Source organism: Flavobacterium sp. FG19, assembly GCF_057809475.1.
Window position 1 is genome coordinate 40,804 of the sequence record NZ_JBMDKA010000004.1, and the last position, 19,547, is coordinate 60,350.

The 19,547-nt window shown below is 33.2% G+C and carries 17 protein-coding genes; 13 read left to right on the top strand and 4 right to left on the bottom strand.

Features of this window, described 5'->3' with window-relative positions; translation table 11 throughout:
• Window positions 1-133: 133 nt before the first annotated feature.
• A complete protein-coding gene (locus tag ACODST_RS05545) occupies window positions 134-2,158 on the top strand; it encodes an AAA family ATPase (RefSeq protein ID WP_488931122.1) in 2,025 nt (674 codons plus the stop codon).
• Window positions 2,155-3,156, top strand: a complete 1,002-nt coding sequence (locus ACODST_RS05550) for a hypothetical protein (RefSeq protein ID WP_488931123.1) — start codon at window positions 2,155-2,157, stop codon at window positions 3,154-3,156. Before ACODST_RS05545 ends, ACODST_RS05550 begins: the two co-directional genes overlap by 4 nt.
• Before the next feature lie 134 nt (window positions 3,157-3,290).
• Here the strand turns inward: ACODST_RS05550 and ACODST_RS05555 are convergent, their stop codons facing one another.
• On the bottom strand, window positions 3,291-3,524 hold the full coding sequence (locus ACODST_RS05555; RefSeq protein ID WP_488931124.1) for a helix-turn-helix domain-containing protein: 234 nt from the start codon (window positions 3,522-3,524) through the stop codon (window positions 3,291-3,293).
• 195 nt (window positions 3,525-3,719) lie between these two features.
• Here ACODST_RS05555 and ACODST_RS05560 point away from each other — a divergent pair, with 195 nt between their 5' ends.
• Both ACODST_RS05560 and ACODST_RS05565 read left to right on the top strand, forming a co-directional pair.
• On the top strand, window positions 3,720-4,478 hold the full coding sequence (locus ACODST_RS05560; protein ID WP_488931125.1) for a hypothetical protein: 759 nt from the start codon (window positions 3,720-3,722) through the stop codon (window positions 4,476-4,478).
• 45 nt (window positions 4,479-4,523) lie between these two features.
• Complete coding sequence (locus tag ACODST_RS05565; RefSeq protein ID WP_488931126.1) at window positions 4,524-4,943, top strand: hypothetical protein; 420 nt, start codon at window positions 4,524-4,526, stop codon at window positions 4,941-4,943.
• Window positions 4,944-5,026: 83 nt separating this feature from the next.
• On the opposite strand, the gene ACODST_RS05570 is transcribed toward ACODST_RS05565, so the two are convergent.
• Genes ACODST_RS05570 through ACODST_RS05580 form a run of 3 tightly spaced genes read right to left on the bottom strand, consistent with a single transcriptional unit; the run spans window position 5,027 to window position 5,647 of the window.
• Window positions 5,027-5,179 carry a hypothetical protein gene (locus tag ACODST_RS05570; protein ID WP_162847889.1) on the bottom strand — a complete coding sequence of 51 codons (153 nt, stop codon included), beginning with the start codon at window positions 5,177-5,179 and terminating at the stop codon, window positions 5,027-5,029.
• On the bottom strand, window positions 5,176-5,385 hold the full coding sequence (locus ACODST_RS05575; protein WP_488931127.1) for a hypothetical protein: 210 nt from the start codon (window positions 5,383-5,385) through the stop codon (window positions 5,176-5,178). The genes ACODST_RS05570 and ACODST_RS05575 overlap by 4 nt, the downstream gene beginning before the upstream one ends.
• Window positions 5,363-5,647 carry a hypothetical protein gene (locus tag ACODST_RS05580; RefSeq protein ID WP_488931128.1) on the bottom strand — a complete coding sequence of 95 codons (285 nt, stop codon included), beginning with the start codon at window positions 5,645-5,647 and terminating at the stop codon, window positions 5,363-5,365. Before ACODST_RS05580 ends, ACODST_RS05575 begins: the two co-directional genes overlap by 23 nt.
• Window positions 5,648-5,963: 316 nt before the next feature.
• Here ACODST_RS05580 and guaA point away from each other — a divergent pair, with 316 nt between their 5' ends.
• The 9 genes from guaA (at window position 5,964) to yidC (ending at window position 19,453) form a co-directional block, all read left to right on the top strand.
• Window positions 5,964-7,493 (top strand): glutamine-hydrolyzing GMP synthase, encoded by a 1,530-nt coding sequence (gene guaA, locus ACODST_RS05585; protein ID WP_488931129.1) that lies wholly within the window; start codon window positions 5,964-5,966, stop codon window positions 7,491-7,493.
• A gap of 63 nt (window positions 7,494-7,556) precedes the next feature.
• Window positions 7,557-9,458 carry a muramidase family protein gene (locus ACODST_RS05590; RefSeq protein ID WP_488931130.1) on the top strand — a complete coding sequence of 634 codons (1,902 nt, stop codon included), beginning with the start codon at window positions 7,557-7,559 and terminating at the stop codon, window positions 9,456-9,458.
• Between the two features lie 94 nt (window positions 9,459-9,552).
• Window positions 9,553-11,652, top strand: coding sequence for an amino acid ABC transporter substrate-binding protein (locus tag ACODST_RS05595; RefSeq protein ID WP_488931131.1), 2,100 nt, complete (start codon window positions 9,553-9,555; stop codon window positions 11,650-11,652).
• Entirely contained in the window at window positions 11,652-12,053 is a 402-nt protein-coding gene (locus tag ACODST_RS05600; RefSeq protein WP_488931132.1) for an OsmC family protein, read from the top strand. Before ACODST_RS05595 ends, ACODST_RS05600 begins: the two co-directional genes overlap by 1 nt.
• A gap of 420 nt (window positions 12,054-12,473) precedes the next feature.
• Window positions 12,474-14,402 (top strand): glucosamine-6-phosphate deaminase, encoded by a 1,929-nt coding sequence (gene nagB, locus ACODST_RS05605; protein WP_488931133.1) that lies wholly within the window; start codon window positions 12,474-12,476, stop codon window positions 14,400-14,402.
• Between the two features lie 259 nt (window positions 14,403-14,661).
• Window positions 14,662-14,898, top strand: coding sequence for a DUF3820 family protein (locus tag ACODST_RS05610; RefSeq protein ID WP_488931134.1), 237 nt, complete (start codon window positions 14,662-14,664; stop codon window positions 14,896-14,898).
• A 78-nt stretch (window positions 14,899-14,976) separates the two neighbouring features.
• Entirely contained in the window at window positions 14,977-15,273 is a 297-nt protein-coding gene (locus tag ACODST_RS05615) for a hypothetical protein (protein ID WP_488931135.1), read from the top strand.
• Between the two features lie 572 nt (window positions 15,274-15,845).
• Window positions 15,846-17,459 carry a CTP synthase gene (gene pyrG / locus ACODST_RS05620; protein WP_488931136.1) on the top strand — a complete coding sequence of 538 codons (1,614 nt, stop codon included), beginning with the start codon at window positions 15,846-15,848 and terminating at the stop codon, window positions 17,457-17,459.
• A gap of 77 nt (window positions 17,460-17,536) precedes the next feature.
• Window positions 17,537-19,453, top strand: coding sequence for a membrane protein insertase YidC (gene yidC / locus ACODST_RS05625; protein WP_488931137.1), 1,917 nt, complete (start codon window positions 17,537-17,539; stop codon window positions 19,451-19,453).
• Window positions 19,454-19,547 lie beyond the last annotated feature (94 nt).

Sequence of the window (19,547 nt, forward strand, 5' to 3'; positions counted from 1 at the left end):
GAACAATATATTGATTATGATATATATGTTGTTTTATATTTCATAACATGAAACATCATAAATAAATTAAAAAGCTAATCTATGCATTTGCTAATTTATTTTTAGTGACACATCTATTAAAATAATTCGTTTTATGTTTTCTCGTAAAGTTGATAAAATAAATATTTTTAAATTTATCGACACTAATAAAAAGACTAAATTAATGGAATTAAAATTTGTTTGGATAAAGGAATATAAAAATATAATAAATACAGGTTTTAATTTTAATCACAGTATTGAACAAGAATTTCATTTTGAAAACAATGAGTTAATAATTTCCACTTTACCTAAATTACTTAGTGATTTTTTTAAAGCAAATGTTTCTAATGTTACAGCAATCGTTGGAAAAAATGGTTCTGGCAAAACAAATTTAACAGAATTTATTAACTACAATCTAGCACACGCAACTAATGGAGGTTTATCAACTTACATAAAAAGCAATGGCTTATTAATATTAGACAATTGGATTTTTGTACAAAATGACATTGAAATAAAAAATAGCCAGTATCTTGAAAGTATAGGTTATAAAATACTGAAATATGATAATGCACCTTTAGATAATAATCAAGGAGCATTAAGATGGTTTGAAATGGCTAAAAATAAATACATATATTATAATCCTACATTTGATCTTCGGGGTATTCAAGTTACAGATAATTTGATAAATATATCAACTACAATGTTGGTTTATGGTGATTATGAAAATTCAGACAAACTGTTTTCTTACGTAGTTGATAAAGACTCTAAGATTAATCAACTGAATGCATATAGCAGTATGGAAGAAGAAAGAATATATGATTTCATTTTACACTATGAAGCCGTTAATAAGTACATTGAGTTTTTACCTGAAAAAATTGAATTTAAAATAGACACAATTGAAAATAATTATTCTCTGAACAAAACATATTTTAACAGAGAAGAATTGGAAGAAGATATTAATGCAGAAATAGATAAACTTCAAAATGAATTAAATTATCAACTAGATTATCAATTAAATAATTATGATTATGAACAATATTTTGTAAGAGCTAAAGAAAATTCAGTTATTAATTACTATAAAATTCCAATTCCTGAACAAAAAGCTATTTTTTTTAGGTTATTATTTATTAATATATTTCAAATACTTTTAAATAAAAAAACTTTGTTTCCTAGAAGATATTTTTATGCTTTTTTATATGAAGAATTGCAAAATGAAGAATTTGAAGAGTTTGATATTCAAAGCGATATTTTAGAATTAAAAGACAAAGTTAAAGATGTAATTAATAATTCTAACTGGATAGATTTTGAAGTACCAATACCTGAGACTGGTTCTAAAAAAAGAAATATTTACCAATATTTAGGAAGTTTAATTATTTCGTTTCCAGATAATAAAGTATTTATTAAAGAAATGACTAGACTAATGGATAAATTATTAGACAATAAACGAATTTTTAGTTGTGAATCTTTAAATGAATTTAGTTCAGGACAAAAGCATTTATTAACTCTTTATTCCAGATTTTTTTGGGCAAAAAAAGAAATTGACAAATCTGAAGCCAAACCATACGGGATTGAAGGAGAGTCAATTGTAGTTTTTATTGATGAAGGAGAAGTTGCTCTTCATCCAGAGTGGCAAAGAACTTTTTTTAATAATATGATAAACTACCTAAGTGATTTATTTAATGATAAAAAAATTCAATTAATATTAACCACTCACAGTCCCTTCGTTTTATCTGACATCCCAAAAAATAATGTTTTATTTTTAGATAAAGATGAAAATAAAAATACTAGGATTTCAAATATTGAGAGAGAAGAAACATTCGGAGCAAATATTCATGAAATCCTTGCTGATAGTTTTTTCTTAAATGAAGGATTCATGGGAGAGTTTGCTAAAAATAAAATACTGGACTTGATAAATTATTTAATTTTTAACGATGAGATTTCTGAAAATAAAAATAATATTAAGCCAAAAGAAAATTGGTCAGAAAAAAAAGCATTAGAAGTTATAAATATTATTGGTGAACAAGTTATAAAAGATCGTCTTTTAAATTTATTTGATAAAAAATTCACATTCAAATCTAAAGAATCAATAATCGCCAGAATGGAAGAATTACAAAACGAACTTAAAAAATTTGATGAATGAGAAAGATTTTAATCGATAAACAATTAGAAAAAAAAGCTCAAGATTTTAGTAGCAATTTATTTTCAAAAAAAAGTAAATCTTTCATTAAACCTAAGGAATCATTGCAAAAATTACATGATAAACTTGGAAAAATAAAACATAAAAAACATCGAGAATATATAAGTAAAATTATAAGTGAATACTCTACTATAATAAGCGCGAACCCTTTAAAAATAGAAACTTTAATTAAAGAATTTTATTCTATTGATGGTGGGGTTATACTTAATCAATATGTTCCTTATAAAAAAGTAAAATTCTATGAAGCAATTATAAAAGCAATGAAATACGAAGAATTACGAGATTCTGAGTTTCATTCATACCTTAAAGCATCTGGTATTAAAACGTGTATATATTGTAATGCTCAACTAACGGTTGTTGTTAATTTTTCTTTTTATGACAAAAAGGAAAAAAAGCGAAAACCAAAAACGTTAGCTAAATTAGAATTGGATCACTTTTACTCGAAATCAAAACATCCTTTTTTATGTACGTCCTTTTATAATCTTTACCCCGTTTGTGGAAATTGCAATCGCGCAAAACACAATAATGAAATAGACTTTGAATTGTATACATATAACTTAAAAGAGTTGGATAAATTTAAATTTTGGATTGATGAAAAATCTATTTTAGCTTATTGGTTATCTTTAAACAATGAAGATTTAAAAGTTCACTTTGAAAGTATGGATGGCAATTTTGATCTTATTAATGAATATAATAAAATGTTTGGAATTCAAGGTATTTATGATACCCAAATAGATATAGCAGAAGAACTTGTGCACAAAGCTAAAGTATACCATGATGTTTATAAAAAAAGTTTAGTAAACAGTTTTAAAACTTTATTTCCTGACAAATCAATATTAGATAGACTTATTGTCGGAAATTATGCCGATGAATCAGATATACATAAAAGACCAATGGCAAAATACTCACAAGATATAGCAAAACAATTAAAATTGATTTAGAAGTAAAACCTTTATAAAAAGTAAAAACCTCGATATTTTAAATATCGAGGTTTTTACTTTTTATAAAACTTATTCTTCAGTTTTAAATAAAAATTCAAATTCACGGATGTTTAAAGCTCAACTCCAGGCGTTAACTATTTCTTACCAAAGTCAAACATAAAAGACATTTCTACACCTAATCCTATTGATAAGGATTTTATGGTACAAATTGTTGGGTTTATTGCACCTCTTTCTATTCTAGTGATTTGTGGAAGTGAAACTTCTGAAAGATTTGCTAGTTGTTCTTGGGACATATTTTTCCCTTCTCGAATCTGTTTTAAATGCTTACCGAACGTAATTAAAAACTCTCTGTCTATAGTGTAAATCAATTATAAAGGATTATTTAGATGTAAAATTCCTCTAATCATTTATGATTTAACTAATCATGTATGATTAGTTGAGTGTTTTTTTATATTTTTACTGCAGTAAAGTCTAAAAAATATTGACTTGATGGAGTCTGGAAACCATATAAACAGGGCGTATCTGAAAAGCCTAAGAGTAGGAAAAACTTAATCAAGAATAAAATGAAAAAAATCAATTTAATGTTAATTATGATTAGTGGAGGTTTAATAATCTCCTGTGGAGGTAAGAATGAAAAAAGTGAATCAAAAAGCAAAGAAGAAGATAAAATATCTACTGAGGTATTGGTGAAAAATGATTGTCAATGCTCAGATTTAAATTTGGAAAATAACTTACTTAATGGAATCCCTCGAAAATTAAAAGATATTAGAAAAAAAAGTACAAATGAATTATTTAGTGGGAATTGTATAGAAAAAGATCAGTATGATTCAATTGTTAGAAAAGTTGAGGTTAAGAATGGTTGGGTAAACAGGGAGATTCTTAGAAAGAAAATAGAAAAAAGTAAATCTTACATTACATTAAGTGATTTTACATTTGAAAATGCAGCAAAAAATACTGGTTGGAATATAGATGTTGGTCAATTGAACGAAAAAGATGAAAGTGTTAGTTGCTATTATGTTAGTAAATATGAGGAAATGAAAAAAGGAAAAATAATCAATAGTTGGGTAATTGATTTAAAAAATTTCGATTTCGATTATAATGTAAATGATGTCATCTATGGTATTTATTCAATAAAGTTTGAACCTTTTCGTAAAAATGGAGTGGATGATAAAAATTGGAAACCTAATTCTATGAGTAATGCTGAATCAGATCGACCAAATTATGGTGGGCCTTGGATAGTGAAGAATATTTCTAAAAATCAATATTCGCAGACTTTAGAAGGATTAAAAAAAGAAGTTCCACATTTTAATTATTGGAATTAATATAAAAGTTAAAGGAAACATTAAAAGAATTATAACTAAAAAAGTATGAATAAAATATTTACACTAGTATTAATATTAACGGTTAATTTCAGTTTTTCACAGTTAAATGGAGTTTATAAAAGTAAAGATGGTTTATATAAACTTACAATTTCGAACTATTCAACACAAAAACAATCATTTAAATTTATTTGGGAGGGGGTGAATCAAGATGATTTATGTAGTTGTGGTGGTCAAGGAATCGCTAGAGAAGACAATGATGAACCGAAAAGTGGAGAATTTTTTCTAACTGAAGAAGATATTCAAGGAGGGTACAACTATATATTAAAGTTTAACTTTAAATCTAATAATGTGTTAAATGTTAAAGTTTTAGGTAATATTGATATGTTGTGGGGTTGTGGGAATGGTTGTCGAATAGGAAATGAAATTTTTCAAAAAATAGTCTCTAAAAAAGAAAAGCGTAGGTAAACTAATCTTTAATTCTAATAAAAAAAGAAATCTTGTCACTAACGACAAGATTTCTTTTTTTATTTTTTATAGAGGTATTGATATTAATTTAGTCTTTCCATCTTTATTTTTAATTCTTCAATTTGAATTTTAATTCTCAGTTTTTCCCTTTTTTTAGGATCTTTTTCAAATTTTAGTTTGAAGTTCCCAATTTCAATATTTGTCTGGCACTTTTTAATTTTATCATTATCAATCATTCTAGTTTATTTAATTTTTCAGAAAGAATGATTTCCATTAATTGGAATACAGTCGTTTCATTATATAGATGCAAATTTTTATATCTAATAATTTCAGGTTGTTGCTTTTTTATTTCTCTTTGTACTTTGGATTTAGAAACGTTTAAAATCTGTTTGATAGTTTCAATATCATAAAGTGTTTTATCATCTTTTATAAATTTTATCATTCTTTAATCTCCAATAATTTTTTTCTAGTTTTTTATATTCTTTTAATAGATCATCAATGTTTTCATCATTGTTTTGTTCATTTTCATTGGAAGTACTTTTGTCATCATCAGGGTTTAAAATATCATCAATATTATCAACTAATCTAGTATTATTTTTTTTTGTTTTTTCTGCCTCTTCTTGAGGTATTTCTTGATCTTCCTTATTGTATTTCTCAACAACGAACTTTGCGAAGTCGATATATAAACTTGTTTTCTTTTTCATATAATATTTTTCTTTTTTTGAATTAAAACAAATCGATTCAATTCATATATTATATATAAGAAATGTAAAGGTGTTTTTTAAAAGGATGGATTTTTTAAAGTGACACTTGTATTAGCATGTATATACATTAATATGGGGATTTTCTCAATTGTTTTAAAACAAACGAGTTTAATGAGTCTTCAGTTCTTTTTTACTACCTTTGCGACATTTAAAATAAAAGAAGATAATAAAGTTTCCCACTTTTTGTCCCACTTTCGAAGGGTCTTGTTTTGTTTTATTGAAAATGAACACATTAGAAACAACTATACTTTTGCGCATGCAACACAACGTACTTATTTTAGATTTCGGATCGCAATATACTCAGCTTATTGCGCGTAGAGTTCGCGAATTAAATATATTCTGCGAAATTTTTCCTTACAATCACATTCCAGGTGATTTATCAAGTTATAAAGCCGTAATTTTAGGAGGAAGCCCTTTCTCTGTTAGAGGAGAAGATGCGCCGCATCCTGATTTATCACAAATTAGAGGTAAAATGCCTTTACTTGCCGTTTGTTACGGAGCGCAATATTTAGCGCATTTCAGCGGTGGAGAAGTTGCTGCTTCTAATACGAGAGAATACGGTAGAGCCAACTTATCCTATATTAAGGAAGGAGAAACTTTCTTTGACGGAGTTTCAGAAAACAGCCAGGTTTGGATGAGCCATAGTGATAGTATCAAAGCACTTCCGGCAAATGCTGTAAAATTGGCAAGCACACATGATGTAGAATATGCAGCTTACAAAATTGAAGGCGAAACGACGTATGCCATTCAATACCATCCGGAAGTTTACCATTCTACAGATGGAAAAAAGATGTTAGAAAACTTTCTGGTAAAAATTGCTGAAGTTCCTCAAAACTTTACTCCAAATGCTTTCGTTGACGAAATGGTAGCAGAATTAAAAGAGAAACTGGGAGACGATAAAGTAGTTCTTGGTTTATCCGGAGGAGTAGATTCTACTGTAGCAGCCGTTTTATTAAACAAAGCAATCGGACAAAATTTATATTGCATCTTCGTAAATAATGGTCTTTTACGTAAAAACGAATTCCAAAATGTATTAGATCAATACAAAGGAATGGGATTAAATGTAAAAGGTGTTGATGCAGGTGATCGTTTCCTTGGCGAATTAGCCGGAATCAGCGATCCTGAGACGAAACGTAAAACAATTGGTCGTGTCTTTATCGAAGTTTTTGATGATGAATCGCACTTGTTAGAGGACGTAAAATGGTTAGCACAGGGAACTATTTACCCGGACGTTATCGAATCGGTTTCGGTAAAAGGACCATCTGCTACTATTAAATCGCATCACAATGTTGGCGGATTGCCGGATTATATGAAATTAAAAATTGTAGAACCGCTTAGGATGCTTTTCAAAGACGAAGTGCGACGAGTTGGAGCTACATTAGGAATAGATCCTGAATTATTAGGAAGACACCCTTTCCCGGGACCGGGATTATCAATTAGAATTTTAGGAGATATTACGCCGGAGAAAGTTAGAATCTTACAAGATGTAGATTCTGTATTTATCGAAGGATTAAAATCCTGGGGATTATACGATAAAGTCTGGCAGGCCGGAGCAATTTTGCTTCCTGTAAACTCTGTTGGGGTTATGGGCGATGAGCGTACTTACGAAAAAGTAGTAGCGCTTAGAGCGGTAGAATCAACAGACGGTATGACGGCTGACTGGGTTCACTTGCCTTACGATTTCTTGATGAAAGTATCAAACGATATTATCAATAAGGTAAAAGGCGTGAACCGTGTAGTTTACGATATTAGTTCAAAACCACCTGCAACAATTGAGTGGGAATAGTAACATAATTTAAAATTAAGGTCTTACATTTGTAAGGCCTTAATTTTTTATAACCTACTATTTATGAGAGAACTTTTAACAATTTCTCTTGTGTTTATTTTGTCTTTTAACAAAATAACTGCGCAAGATTCAATTATCGAGCACAAGATTCAAAAAGGAGAAACGGCTTATTTTATCGCCCAAAAGTATAAGGTCGCCGTAGAGGAAATTTATAAACTCAATCCTGACTCGCAAAACGGAATCAAAGACAATCAGATCATAAAGATTCCGGTTCATTCCTCAGAAAAAGTAAATCAAAAACCACAGACGATTCATGTTGTGGGAGCCAAAGAAACTCTTTTTGGGCTTTCAAAACAATACAATGTTTCGGTTGAAGCTATTCAGAATGCCAATCAGGCTGTTTTGGTAAACGGTCTTCAGATTGGGCAGCAATTGGTTATTCCGGATGCCGAACTTCCTAAAACAGAAACAACAGGTTCTTCAAAAACAACCCATCTGGTGGCAGCCAAAGAATCCTTATTTAGTATTGCCAGACAATACAATGTTTCGGTTCAGGATTTAGAAAACCTCAATAAAGAAGTGTTGCAAAACGGACTGCAGATTGGACAAACCATTGTGATTCCAAACAAAAGAAAAACATTAGACGGAAGAGTTCGTGTCATTAATCAGGAAACTGTTTTTCATATAGTAGAACCAAAGGAAACTAAATTTTCTATTGCTAAAGAATACGGTATCACCATCGATCAGTTAGAATCTCAGAATCCTGAAATTGTAAACGGATTGATTGTAGGGAACAAACTTGCCATTAATACCAAAGAAATTAAACCAGCCAATGAAAGCGAAGAACTTATGCTGGCACTGGCTGAAAAACAGGTAGTAGTCGAAAAGACAAAAGCCAAAACGGTTGAAATTGAAGATTTAAAAGACAGACTGGTAGTTCAGAAAGAAATGAACCAGAAGATCATAAAAATTAATGATCTTAAAGTGAATCTGAATGATATGAACGGTTCCGGAGAAAATTCGGTCGAAAAACTCCGTCTGGTGCTGGAGGCCAATAAAAATGTACAGGATGTTCTGATGGCTAAATTAGATTCACTCGTAAATACAATGAAAAGTGATCTGGCAGAGTTAAAACGAATGGATATTTTAAATGTAGAAGAATCAAAACGGCTGGAAAAACAATCGTACGAAAGTATTGGAAAAACCAGTGAACTCTCGTCGCAATTAAAAAAAGAACTGTCTGAAAACAGAAAAGCCTACGCCGGCCTGATGAACAAAGTAGAGAAAATTGCTGTTGAAGAAAATCAGGAATATAAAAAGAAAATCCGTGAAAACGAAAAAAGTAACAATGTGACCTCTATACAGCAAAGGCTTTCTCTGGAGGATATTAAACGTTATAAAACAAATCAGGAAGAAGGCGATGTTAAAAATCAGTCCCTGATTGCTAAAATAGATTCGCTGGACACCCAAAAACAAATTGAGATAAAGCGACATATCAGTAAAGCTTCCTATTATAGTATGGAAGCCCGAAAGTTTGACGATAAACTGGCTTTGATCAAACTGAAAAAATATCAGGATGAAGCTTTGAAGAAGTCAGCTCCTGCCGAAACGCCTAAAACGGTCTCAATAGAACAAATGAGAAAGGAACTGAAAGAGAACCCGTTTAAGAATGAAAAAAATGTCAGGATTGAAGTTTATGATAATCTTAAAGAAGTTTCAAATGGCTATTACTTAGTTTTAGGTATATTTACAGACGCAGTACCAAGAGACAAGCTGATTATGAAACTTATTGATTCAGGTGATTTTAACGCCAGTTTCTTCTTTAATGTAAACAGTCTTTCGTATTATGTTTATACAGATAAATTCCAAAATATGGAAGAAGTACTTTACCAATGCAAGAAAAAAGAAGAAGATGAGTTATATAAGAACATTGTGATTGCTAAATTAGAAGTTGATCTTCGATAATTTTAAGAAGAATTGACGAGTGGCGTGAATCTTGTAAGCAGGAAATTAGTATCTTGTTTTTTGAATTAAAATTAAATTGTATTAAGCCTTATTTATGAAATATTATTCAACATTATTTTTACTTGTTTTTTTTGTAACCTGTTCTGCTTTTTCGCAAGGAAAAGTAGTAAAATATACGGTTTCAAGCGGAGAAACAATTAACCAGATTGCCCAAAAATTTAAAGTTACGCCTTTTGATATTTACGAATTAAATCCTGATGCACGTAACGGCGTAAAACCGAATACCGTTTTACTGATTCCTTCTGCAGCAGGTAAAAGTGTGGATAAAAATGAAGCAGCAGTGGCAAAACCGACCGGAAATTCAAAAGAAATAATTCATGAAGTACAGCCTAAAGAAACTTTTTGGAGTATTGAACATAAATACGGAATTTCGGACGAAGCTTTAAAAGCGGCTAACCCGTTTTTAGAAAAAGAAGGTGTTAAGAGCGGACAAAAACTGGTAATTCCGGCAAAAGGTGCTGCTCCAAAAGCGACAGTCAAAACAGCTAAAGAAAAAGGGGCGGAAAAGTATGTATACCATGATGTTCAGGCTAAGGAAACCAAATATTCTATTGCTAAACAATATGGTATTACCATCGAAGAACTGGAAAAGAAAAATCCGGATATCGTTTCGAGTTTACCGGTAGGACAGAGACTGACTATTAAAGGAACGGCCCCAAAAACAGAAACAGCAGCCGTTTCTAAATCTGAGGAGCCTAAAAAAACAGCTGAGTCTAAAAAAGCCGTTTCTTATATGGAATATCAGGTAAAACCAAAAGAAACTTTTTACAGTTTAGGCAGAGTTTTTCATTTGTCGCAAGAAGAATTAGTGGCATTAAATCCGGCATTGTCTGAAGGTGTTAAAGAAGGCATGGTATTAAAAGTACCTGCAGGATATGTAGCTCCGGCACCCATAATTGCACAGTCGCAGCCGGCTGAAAAAACAACGGCAGCACCTGTACAAACAGAAAAGACAGTGGAGCGTCCAGCCGAAACGAATGGCGGCGGCGGAATAAAAATTGTAGACAAAGTAAAATCAGAAACTGTTTCTGCTGATCCGGAGATTGTAGAACTGACTAAAAAAAGAGGACAGAACGACCGCAAAAAAGTAGTTCTGCTGATGCCGTTTAACCTGGCAAAATTACAAAGTGATACCACCGGAATGGCTGCCCGTTTAAAAACAGATAAATTTTTAAACATGACACTTGATTTTTATTCAGGTGCTATGATGGCAATTGATTCGGCCCGAACTTTAAAACTGCCAATCGATGTTTCTATTTATGATTCTCAGGAAACAAAAACGACTTCTAATATTTCCGCTTTAATTGCACAGAATAAACTTCAGGACGCAGATGCCGTAGTTGGACCGTTCTATCAGAATAATGCCGAGTCGACAGCCAATTCACTTCGTTTGTATAATGTTCCGGTTATTTCACCATTGTCAAAAGATGCGGCCAATCCAATTGATAATTTGTACCAGACCATTCCTTCTAATGAGGTGGTCAGAAATGCTGTTTTTGACTATATGCGCAGTAAAAATGGAAATATTGTAGCAGTGGTAGATAAGAAAAAAGAATCCGTTATCAGTTATATCAAACAAAATCAAAAAGGAGTGGTTTTTGCCGCCCTGACAGAAACGGGAGGACTTGATGCAGCCAATTTGAAAAGTTTATTACTGCCAACACGTTTGAATTATGTAGTAATGGAAACAGCTAATACAGCAATGATAAAGGCTGTTATAAAAGCGCTGATTGATGCACAGAAAACCTGTCAGGTACAGCTGGTTATTTTAGAACCTAATAGTACACTTGATACAGACGAAATTAGTTTTGATAATCTGGTAAAACTAAAACTAATGTATCCGTCTGTTACCCGTGACAGCGATGAGCAGTCTGCTGCTGTATTTAAGAAAGAATACAAATTAAAAAATAAGACCTATCCTAATAGTTATGCTACCCGAGGATTTGACGCAACATTTGATACCATGATGCGTCTGGTTCAGGGGAAAACCTATCCGGAAACTGCTGATTTAATGACCACGCAGCAGGTCGACAATAAATTCCAGTTCTATAAAAAAGAAGATGGAGGACATGCAAACAAAGGTGTTTACATTTTATATTACGATTCAGACTTAACTTTAAAAGAAGCAAATTAATGACATCAAAAGTAACCTATTTAGGAGATTTAAGAACAAAATCAATTCATATACAATCCGGCAGTGAAATTATTTCAGATGCACCGCTGGACAATAACGGAAAAGGAGAAGCTTTTTCTCCAACAGATACAGTGGCTAATGCACTTGCAAGCTGCATGATGACTATAATGGGGATTAAAGCCCGTGATTTAAATGTCGATTTTACCGGTTCAACGGCAGAAGTAACCAAAATAATGAATGCTGAACCAAGAAGAATTGGTGCTATTGAAATTGTTTTTGATATGAAAAGCAATGCCGATGAAAAAAACAGAACTATTCTGGAACGTGCGGCTATGACCTGTCCCGTATTTTTAAGTCTAAGTTCAGAAATCGAAAAGAAGATTAGTTTCAACTGGAATTAATTAATCAGAAGAATATTTCTTTTAAAGCCATCAGTATTGATGGCTTTTGTTTTTTTAAAGAATTTTGTGAGATTTATAAAAATTAACAAAATATTCATATCTAATTTTGGCTGATTGGGACAGAATGCAGTATCTTTGTTCTTGCAAAAAATACGCAGTTGTGTTGCAAAAATAACGCAATGTAAAACAAGGTAAAAACGAGACTTACCTTTTATGATTTTGGAATTTTTCAGTGAGATGACATACATTCCGGATCGCTTCAAATCAATAATTTAAATTTTGTTGTATCGCATTTATAAAGGTTTTATCTTTATAGGGTGTTGAGTGCTATTGTTTTAGCAGGTTTTTGGCATGGACTTTTGTCAGAGGAGCAAATTTAGAAATGATTCAAAAATCAGAAGAATAAAAAAAAACTATATCATGTTAAAAAGTAAAATCGACAAAGCGACCGGTTTTGAGAAGCGTTTTGAAAACATCAATACGGTTGTTTTTGAAAATTCGGGAGCCGCTTCCAAAGAAGTAGCTCAGGAAATAGCCGCTTTGATCCGGTCAAAACAAAAAGAGAATAAGCCTTGTATTTTAGGTCTGGCCACCGGTTCATCTCCAAAAGGCTTGTATGCCGAACTGGTGCGCCTCCATAAAGAAGAAGGACTGAGTTTTAAAAACGTAATCAGTTTTAATCTGGACGAATACTATCCAATGGAACCCAATTCCATCAACAGTTATGTTCGTTTTATGAAGGAACTGCTGTTTGATCATGTGGATATTTTACCTGAAAATGCCCATGTTCCCGACGGACTTTTAACCAAAGAACAAATCGCCGATTACTGTCACGAATACGAAGCTAAAATTGAAGCTTTGGGCGGAATCGACCTTCAGATTCTGGGTATTGGAGGAAACGGTCATATTGGTTTTAACGAATCAGGTTCCCTTCAAAACTCCAAAACCCGTTTAGTGGCTTTGGATCATATTACAAGAGTAGCGGCAAGTAAAGATTTCTTCGGACTTAACAATACTCCAAGAACGGCTATTACCCTTGGCGTAAAAAAAATCATGGAAGCCAAAAGAGTCATTCTGCTGGCGTGGGGAGAAGGAAAAGCCAATATTGTAAAAAAATCAGTTGAAGACGAAGTAACTAACAGAGTTCCGGCTTCATTCCTTCAGGAGCATGATAATGCTGTTTTTGTTTTGGACAAAGAAGCTTCTTCAAAACTCACCAGAATCAACAAACCGTGGCTGGTAGAAAAAATCGCCTGGACAGATAAACTCACCCGTAAAGCCGTTTTAGGACTGGCTTTAGATCTTAAAAAACCAATTTTAATGCTTACCGATGCCGATTATATCGAAAACGGAATGAGCGATTTACTGGCCGATTCAGGTCCGGCTTACGATATCAATATCAAAATATTCAACAAACTACAGAATACCATTACGGGCTGGCCGGGAGGAAAACCCAATGCAGAAGACACCAACCGTCCTGAAAGAGCAGAACCGGCTAAAAAACGTGTACTGATCTTCAGTCCGCACCCCGATGATGATATCATCAGTATGGGAGGAACCTTTATGCGCCTTCAGGAACAGGGACACGAAGTACATGTGGCGTATCAAACCTCAGGAAACATAGCTGTTGCCGATGATGAAGCCCTGCGTTTTGCCAGATTCGTGATCGATTACAATGAAAAATTCGGCATCAAAAGCCCTGAGGCCGATGACATCTATAAAAAAGCCGAAACCTTTTTAGAAAACAAAAAGAACAGCGAGATCGACATTCCGGAAGTACGTTACATAAAAGGACTGATCAGAAAAGGAGAGGCAAGGGCTACGAGTTATTTTGTGGGGCTTCCTGATGAGCAGATCCACTTTATGGAACTTCCTTTTTATGAAACGGGAACGATCGAGAAAAAACCAATCGGTGCTGAAGATATTCAATTGACAGTAGATTTAATCGAAAAAATCAAACCGCACCAGATTTATGCAGCGGGAGATTTAGCAGATCCTCACGGAACGCACAAAGTCTGCCTGGATGCTATTTTTGAAGCGGTAAAAGTTTTAAAACCAAAAGAATTTATGAACGACTGCTGGTTATGGCTTTATAGAGGCGCATGGCAGGAATGGGGTATCGATGAAGTAGAAATGGCTGTTCCGATGAGTCCGGATCAGGTTCTGGCTAAACGTCACGGAATCTTCAAACACCAGTCACAGAAAGACGGCGTGGTATTTCAGGGAACCGATGCAAGAGAGTTCTGGCAGCGAGCTGAAGACCGAAACAGCGAAACAGCGGCTTTGTATCAGCAGTTAGGTTTAGCAACTTATGCGGCTATGGAAGCTTTTGTAAGATGGCATTATTAGTGTTTAGTTTACAGTCGCAGTGGTCAGTATTCAGTCTTAGTGTTTAGTGTTTAGTGTTCAGTCGCAGTTTTCAGTCAAAGGACAGCTGATTGTCATATAACGTGTGTAAACTGCGACTGTAAACTGAAAACGGAATACTGAAAACTATTTTTAAATCTGCGGCAGAATAGAAAAAAAATAATCTAGCTTTGTAAGCAATTAAAAGCAAGAAGAGAGAATGTATATATTCTTTTTTCTTGCTTCTTTTTTCATCTAAACTATGGATCAGGATAAAAAACAACTCATTAAGTTAGCGCATACCAAAATGCCGTTTGGTAAGTACGAAGGACGGTATTTAATTGATTTACCGGAATATTATGTTGTATGGTATCATAATAAAGGTTTTCCAAAAGGAGAACTGGGACAGCAGCTTCAGTTAATTTATGAGTTAAAACTGAACGGACTGGAGGTGCTGATACGAAATATTAAAGACCAGTATCCGAAACCGGTAAAATAAAAATCCTGATTTAGTATTTTTAAATTTTTCTGTTTTTTAATCGAAACTTTTTTAGTTACATTCGCCAATAAAATCTAAATGACTACAAAATCAGATTCTTCAAATGCAGGTATGAACTGGGGAGTTGCTTCCCTGGTATTTGGAATTGTTTCCATTATTCTTGCGTTTATTCCCTGTGTTGGTGTTTTTGCCTTTTTTTTTGATTTGCCTGCAATAATTTTTGGAGCAATTGGTTTGTCAAAAGCAAAAGCGGATAATGCGCCGACTGGTGTTGTAAAAACAGGTTTAATATTAAGTATTATTGCAGCAGTCCTGATTATGATTAATTTGTTGATCGTGTTTGGTATTTATGGTTTTTTAGCATTTTGGGATTAGAAGATTTATACCTGCTTACTTCTTATAAAAAGATCAACACTATTTTTGTGGTCATTATTATAATGATCTTTTTGTATTGTTATATCTCGCCCTTTTTAAGTTTTGGTTTTCGTTCTTCTTGTGAGGGAATGCCGCTTTATTATTGTAAGAGCCGTGGCTTAACAAGAGCTTTTTCTCAAATCCTGCGGTTTAATCTGGAGGAGGCTATTCGTCTCAATTCCTATAGTATAAGGATATTTCTGTTTTTTTTCTTTCAGTTAACAGCACGTTTTTGGATTAATAAATTCATTCATCTTTCTAATTTTAAACGAGTTGTGGGTATTGATTTGTTTTTCAGTATTTTATTCTTTATTTTTTCATTTTACAATTTAGTAATACCATAAAAAAATAAACCGAAGTCACAGAATTTTCAATAAAAAGACTTAAAAAAGAGTAATATTATTGATTACTAACCCAAGTAATGAATTGGTTTAAAAATTTGCAAATTATCTCATTCTGGAATAGATAAATTGTCTAATTAAATTTGTACTTTTGCCAAGTTTTTTACACAACTACTTACAAACAACAACAGAATGAATCAAACAAAATATATTTTTGTTACAGGCGGTGTGACTTCTTCACTTGGAAAAGGGATCATTGCGGCATCTTTAGCGAAATTATTACAAGGAAGAGGATATCGTACTACTATCCAGAAATTCGATCCGTACATTAACGTGGATCCGGGAACACTTAACCCGTATGAGCACGGAGAATGTTATGTAACAGATGACGGTGCCGAAACGGATCTGGATTTAGGTCACTACGAGCGTTTCCTTAATGTTCCTACTTCTCAGGCCAATAACGTTACTACAGGAAGAGTATATCTTTCGGTTATTGAAAAAGAAAGAAGAGGGGAGTTTTTAGGAAAAACGGTTCAGGTTGTTCCTCATATTACCAATGAAATTAAAGACAGAATGCAATTGCTGGGTAAATCCGGCGATTATGATATTGTTATTACCGAAATTGGTGGTACGGTAGGTGATATCGAGTCTTTACCTTATATAGAATCAGTTCGTCAGTTGGTATGGGAGTTAGGAGAAAATAACGGAATTGTTATTCATTTAACTTTAGTTCCTTATTTAGCAGCAGCAGGTGAGTTAAAAACAAAACCAACACAGCACTCTGTTAAAACTTTAATGGAAAGCGGTATTAAAGCAGATATTCTGGTTTGTAGAACTGAGCACGAATTATCTCAGGAATTACGTCAGAAGCTGGCTTTGTTCTGTAATGTGAAAAAAGAAGCGGTTATTCAGTCAATTGACGCTTCTACTATATATGAAGTTCCTAATTTAATGCTTGAAGAAGGATTAGATGTGGTGGCTTTAAAGAAACTGGATTTACCTAAAAAAGCATCTCCGGATCTTAAAAACTGGAATACTTTCCTAAAAAGATTAAAAAGTCCAAAACAGACTGTAAATATTGGTCTGGTTGGAAAATATGTAGAAATGCAGGATTGTTACAAATCTATTTTGGAGGCGTTTATTCATGCCGGTGCGGCAAACGAAACCAAAGTAAATGTTATTTCTATCCACTCAGAACATATCAATGCCGATAATGTAGAAGAGAAACTGGGAACTCTGGACGGGGTTTTAGTAGCTCCGGGATTTGGAGAAAGAGGTATTGAAGGAAAAATTGAAGCTGTTCGTTTTGTACGTGAAAACCATATTCCTTTCTTCGGAATTTGTTTAGGAATGCAGATGTCTGTAATTGAATATTCAAGAAATATTTTAGGATATGCCGATGCGAATTCTACTGAGATGAACGACAAAACGCCTCATCCGGTAGTAAATTTAATGGAAGAACAGAAAAATATTACCGATAAAGGAGGTACAATGCGTCTGGGAGCCTGGAAATGTGATATTAAACCAAACACTTTGGCACACAAAATTTACGGAGAAACGACTATTTCAGAGCGTCACCGCCACCGTTACGAATATAACAACCAATATGCTGATGAATTGCAGAAAGCAGGTCTTAAAGCATCAGGGGTTAATCCGGATACCGGTTTAGTTGAAATTGTAGAGCTTGAAAACCACCCATTCTTTATCGGGGTACAATACCACCCGGAATATAAGAGTACGGTTGCCAATCCGCACCCTATTTTTGTAAACTTTGTGGCAGCTGCAGTAAACGCGCACAAAAAATAATAATTCATTCTAAGAGGTGTAACTTTTCAGTTAAACGAATAACTAATACCCTCAAACGAATAACTTTTTTTAAAATAATGGAAGAAAAAAAATTAGACCTTAATTCAATCATTGGTTTTGTATTGATATTCGGAATTTTGATTTGGATTATGTACCAGAATCAGCCTTCGGAAAAAGAAATTGCTGCTGAAAAAGCCAAGAAAGAATTAGTAGCTAAACAAGAAGCCCAGGCAAAAGCTGATAAAGCTAAAACGGCCCAGACACCTGCTTTAACAGCAGTACCGGGAGATACTTTACAATTAGCCAAACTTCAGAAAACGTTAGGCGGTTTTGCTTATTCTGCAACACTTCCTTCAGCTAAAGAAGCTTTTACGACTATTGAAAACGAAAAAATAAAACTTGTAATTGCTAACAAAGGCGGTTTTATCGTAGAAGCGGTACTTAAAGAATTTCAAAAATTTGAGAAGAATTCCGGACAATTGGTGGAACTGATCAAAAACAACAACTCTAATTTAAATATCCAGCTGCAGACAACAGATAACAGGATTTTAAATTCGAAAGATTTGTTTTTTGAACCAACCCTGACCAAAAACGGAGCAGACCAGATCCTGACCATGCGTCTGAAAGCGGGAGCTAATGAGTTCCTGGAATACAAATACGTATTAAAACCAAACGACTATTTAGTAGGTTTTGATGTACGCTCTCAGGGATTAAACAGAGTTTTGAATTCGGCTAAACCACTGGATTTACAATGGGATTTAAAAACCTACAGAAACGAGAAAAGTATTTCTTATGAAAATCGTTTTGCACAGATCGATTACAAATACGAAGATTCAAAATACAGCAACGTAAGTTCTCACGGAGAAGGAAAAGAGGAAACTCCGGCAAAAGTTAGCTTTGTAGCTTTTAAACAGCACTTTTTTACTACTATATTAGCGACCGAAAAGCCTTTTGAAACTTCTAAATTACAGTCTGATGATTTAGTGAAAGACGAAAAAACAGATACTGTTTTTACAAAACAATTCAGAGCTAATCTTCCTTTAGCATTTTCAAATGGAGAGGTTGATTACAAAATGAGCTTGTATTTTGGTCCTGCCGATTATAAGACCTTAAAAGCTTATGATAAAAATTTCGAAAAAATCATCCCGTTAGGGTGGGGAATTTTTGGATGGATTAACAAATTTATCTTTATTCCTTTATTCGGATTCTTAAGTTCAACTATTGGTTTGTCATTAGGAATTGCAATTATCATTTTCACGATCATTATCAAATTGGCTATGTCGCCAATTACCTATAAATCATTCCTGTCTCAGGCTAAAATGAAAGTTTTAAGACCTGATATCAATGAATTGGGAGAAAAGTATAAAAAAGACCCAATGAAAAAACAACAGGAAACAATGAAACTGTATAATAAAGCGGGGGTAAACCCAATGGCAGGATGTATTCCGGCATTGATTCAGCTTCCTTTTATGTATGCTTCGTTCCAGTTTTTCCCGGCTGCTTTTGAGTTAAGACAAAAAAGCTTCCTTTGGGCAGATGACTTGTCTTCTTTTGACTCTGTTGTAAAATTACCATTCCATATACCTTTATATGGAGATCATATCAGTTTGTTCCCAATTTTGGCAGCGATCGCTATTTTCTTCTATATGAAAATGACTTCAGGTGACCAGCAGATGGCAGCGCCTCAGCAGGAAGGTATGCCGGATATGGCCAAAATGATGAAAATCATGATTTATGTTTCGCCATTAATGATGTTGATTTTCTTCAATAGTTATGGTGCCGGATTGAGTTTGTATAACTTTATTTCAAACCTAATTACGATCGGAATTATGTTTGTAATCAAAAATTACATTGTGGATAGTGAAAAAATTCACGCTCAGATTCAGGAGAACAAACAAAGAGAGCCTAAAAAACCAAGCAAATTCCAGCAGCGCCTTCAGGAAGTAATGGAACAGCAGGAAGCAGCGAAAAAAGCTCAGAATAAAAAGAAATAAATTATAAAAATCCCGATTCAGTCGGGATTTTTTATTTTAAGAAGCAGGTTTCTTTTCAAAATAACCAATGAAAATTTTAACTTTGAAAAAAGAC

Excerpts from the sequence above, each read along its gene's own strand:
- ACODST_RS05545 (WP_488931122.1), top strand. The coding sequence starts at position 134 with ATGTTTTCTCGTAAAGTTGATAAAATAAATATTTTTAAATTTATCGAC.
- ACODST_RS05550 (WP_488931123.1), top strand. The coding sequence starts at position 2,155 with ATGAGAAAGATTTTAATCGATAAACAATTAGAAAAAAAAGCTCAAGAT.
- ACODST_RS05560 (WP_488931125.1), top strand. The coding sequence starts at position 3,720 with ATGAAAAAAATCAATTTAATGTTAATTATGATTAGTGGAGGTTTAATA.
- ACODST_RS05565 (WP_488931126.1), top strand. The coding sequence starts at position 4,524 with ATGAATAAAATATTTACACTAGTATTAATATTAACGGTTAATTTCAGT.
- ACODST_RS05570 (WP_162847889.1), bottom strand. The coding sequence starts at position 5,179 with ATGATTGATAATGATAAAATTAAAAAGTGCCAGACAAATATTGAAATT.
- ACODST_RS05575 (WP_488931127.1), bottom strand. The coding sequence starts at position 5,385 with ATGATAAAATTTATAAAAGATGATAAAACACTTTATGATATTGAAACT.
- ACODST_RS05580 (WP_488931128.1), bottom strand. The coding sequence starts at position 5,647 with ATGAAAAAGAAAACAAGTTTATATATCGACTTCGCAAAGTTCGTTGTT.
- guaA (WP_488931129.1), top strand. The coding sequence starts at position 5,964 with ATGCAACACAACGTACTTATTTTAGATTTCGGATCGCAATATACTCAG.
- ACODST_RS05590 (WP_488931130.1), top strand. The coding sequence starts at position 7,557 with ATGAGAGAACTTTTAACAATTTCTCTTGTGTTTATTTTGTCTTTTAAC.
- ACODST_RS05595 (WP_488931131.1), top strand. The coding sequence starts at position 9,553 with ATGAAATATTATTCAACATTATTTTTACTTGTTTTTTTTGTAACCTGT.
- ACODST_RS05600 (WP_488931132.1), top strand. The coding sequence starts at position 11,652 with ATGACATCAAAAGTAACCTATTTAGGAGATTTAAGAACAAAATCAATT.
- nagB (WP_488931133.1), top strand. The coding sequence starts at position 12,474 with ATGTTAAAAAGTAAAATCGACAAAGCGACCGGTTTTGAGAAGCGTTTT.
- ACODST_RS05610 (WP_488931134.1), top strand. The coding sequence starts at position 14,662 with ATGGATCAGGATAAAAAACAACTCATTAAGTTAGCGCATACCAAAATG.
- ACODST_RS05615 (WP_488931135.1), top strand. The coding sequence starts at position 14,977 with ATGACTACAAAATCAGATTCTTCAAATGCAGGTATGAACTGGGGAGTT.
- pyrG (WP_488931136.1), top strand. The coding sequence starts at position 15,846 with ATGAATCAAACAAAATATATTTTTGTTACAGGCGGTGTGACTTCTTCA.
- yidC (WP_488931137.1), top strand. The coding sequence starts at position 17,537 with ATGGAAGAAAAAAAATTAGACCTTAATTCAATCATTGGTTTTGTATTG.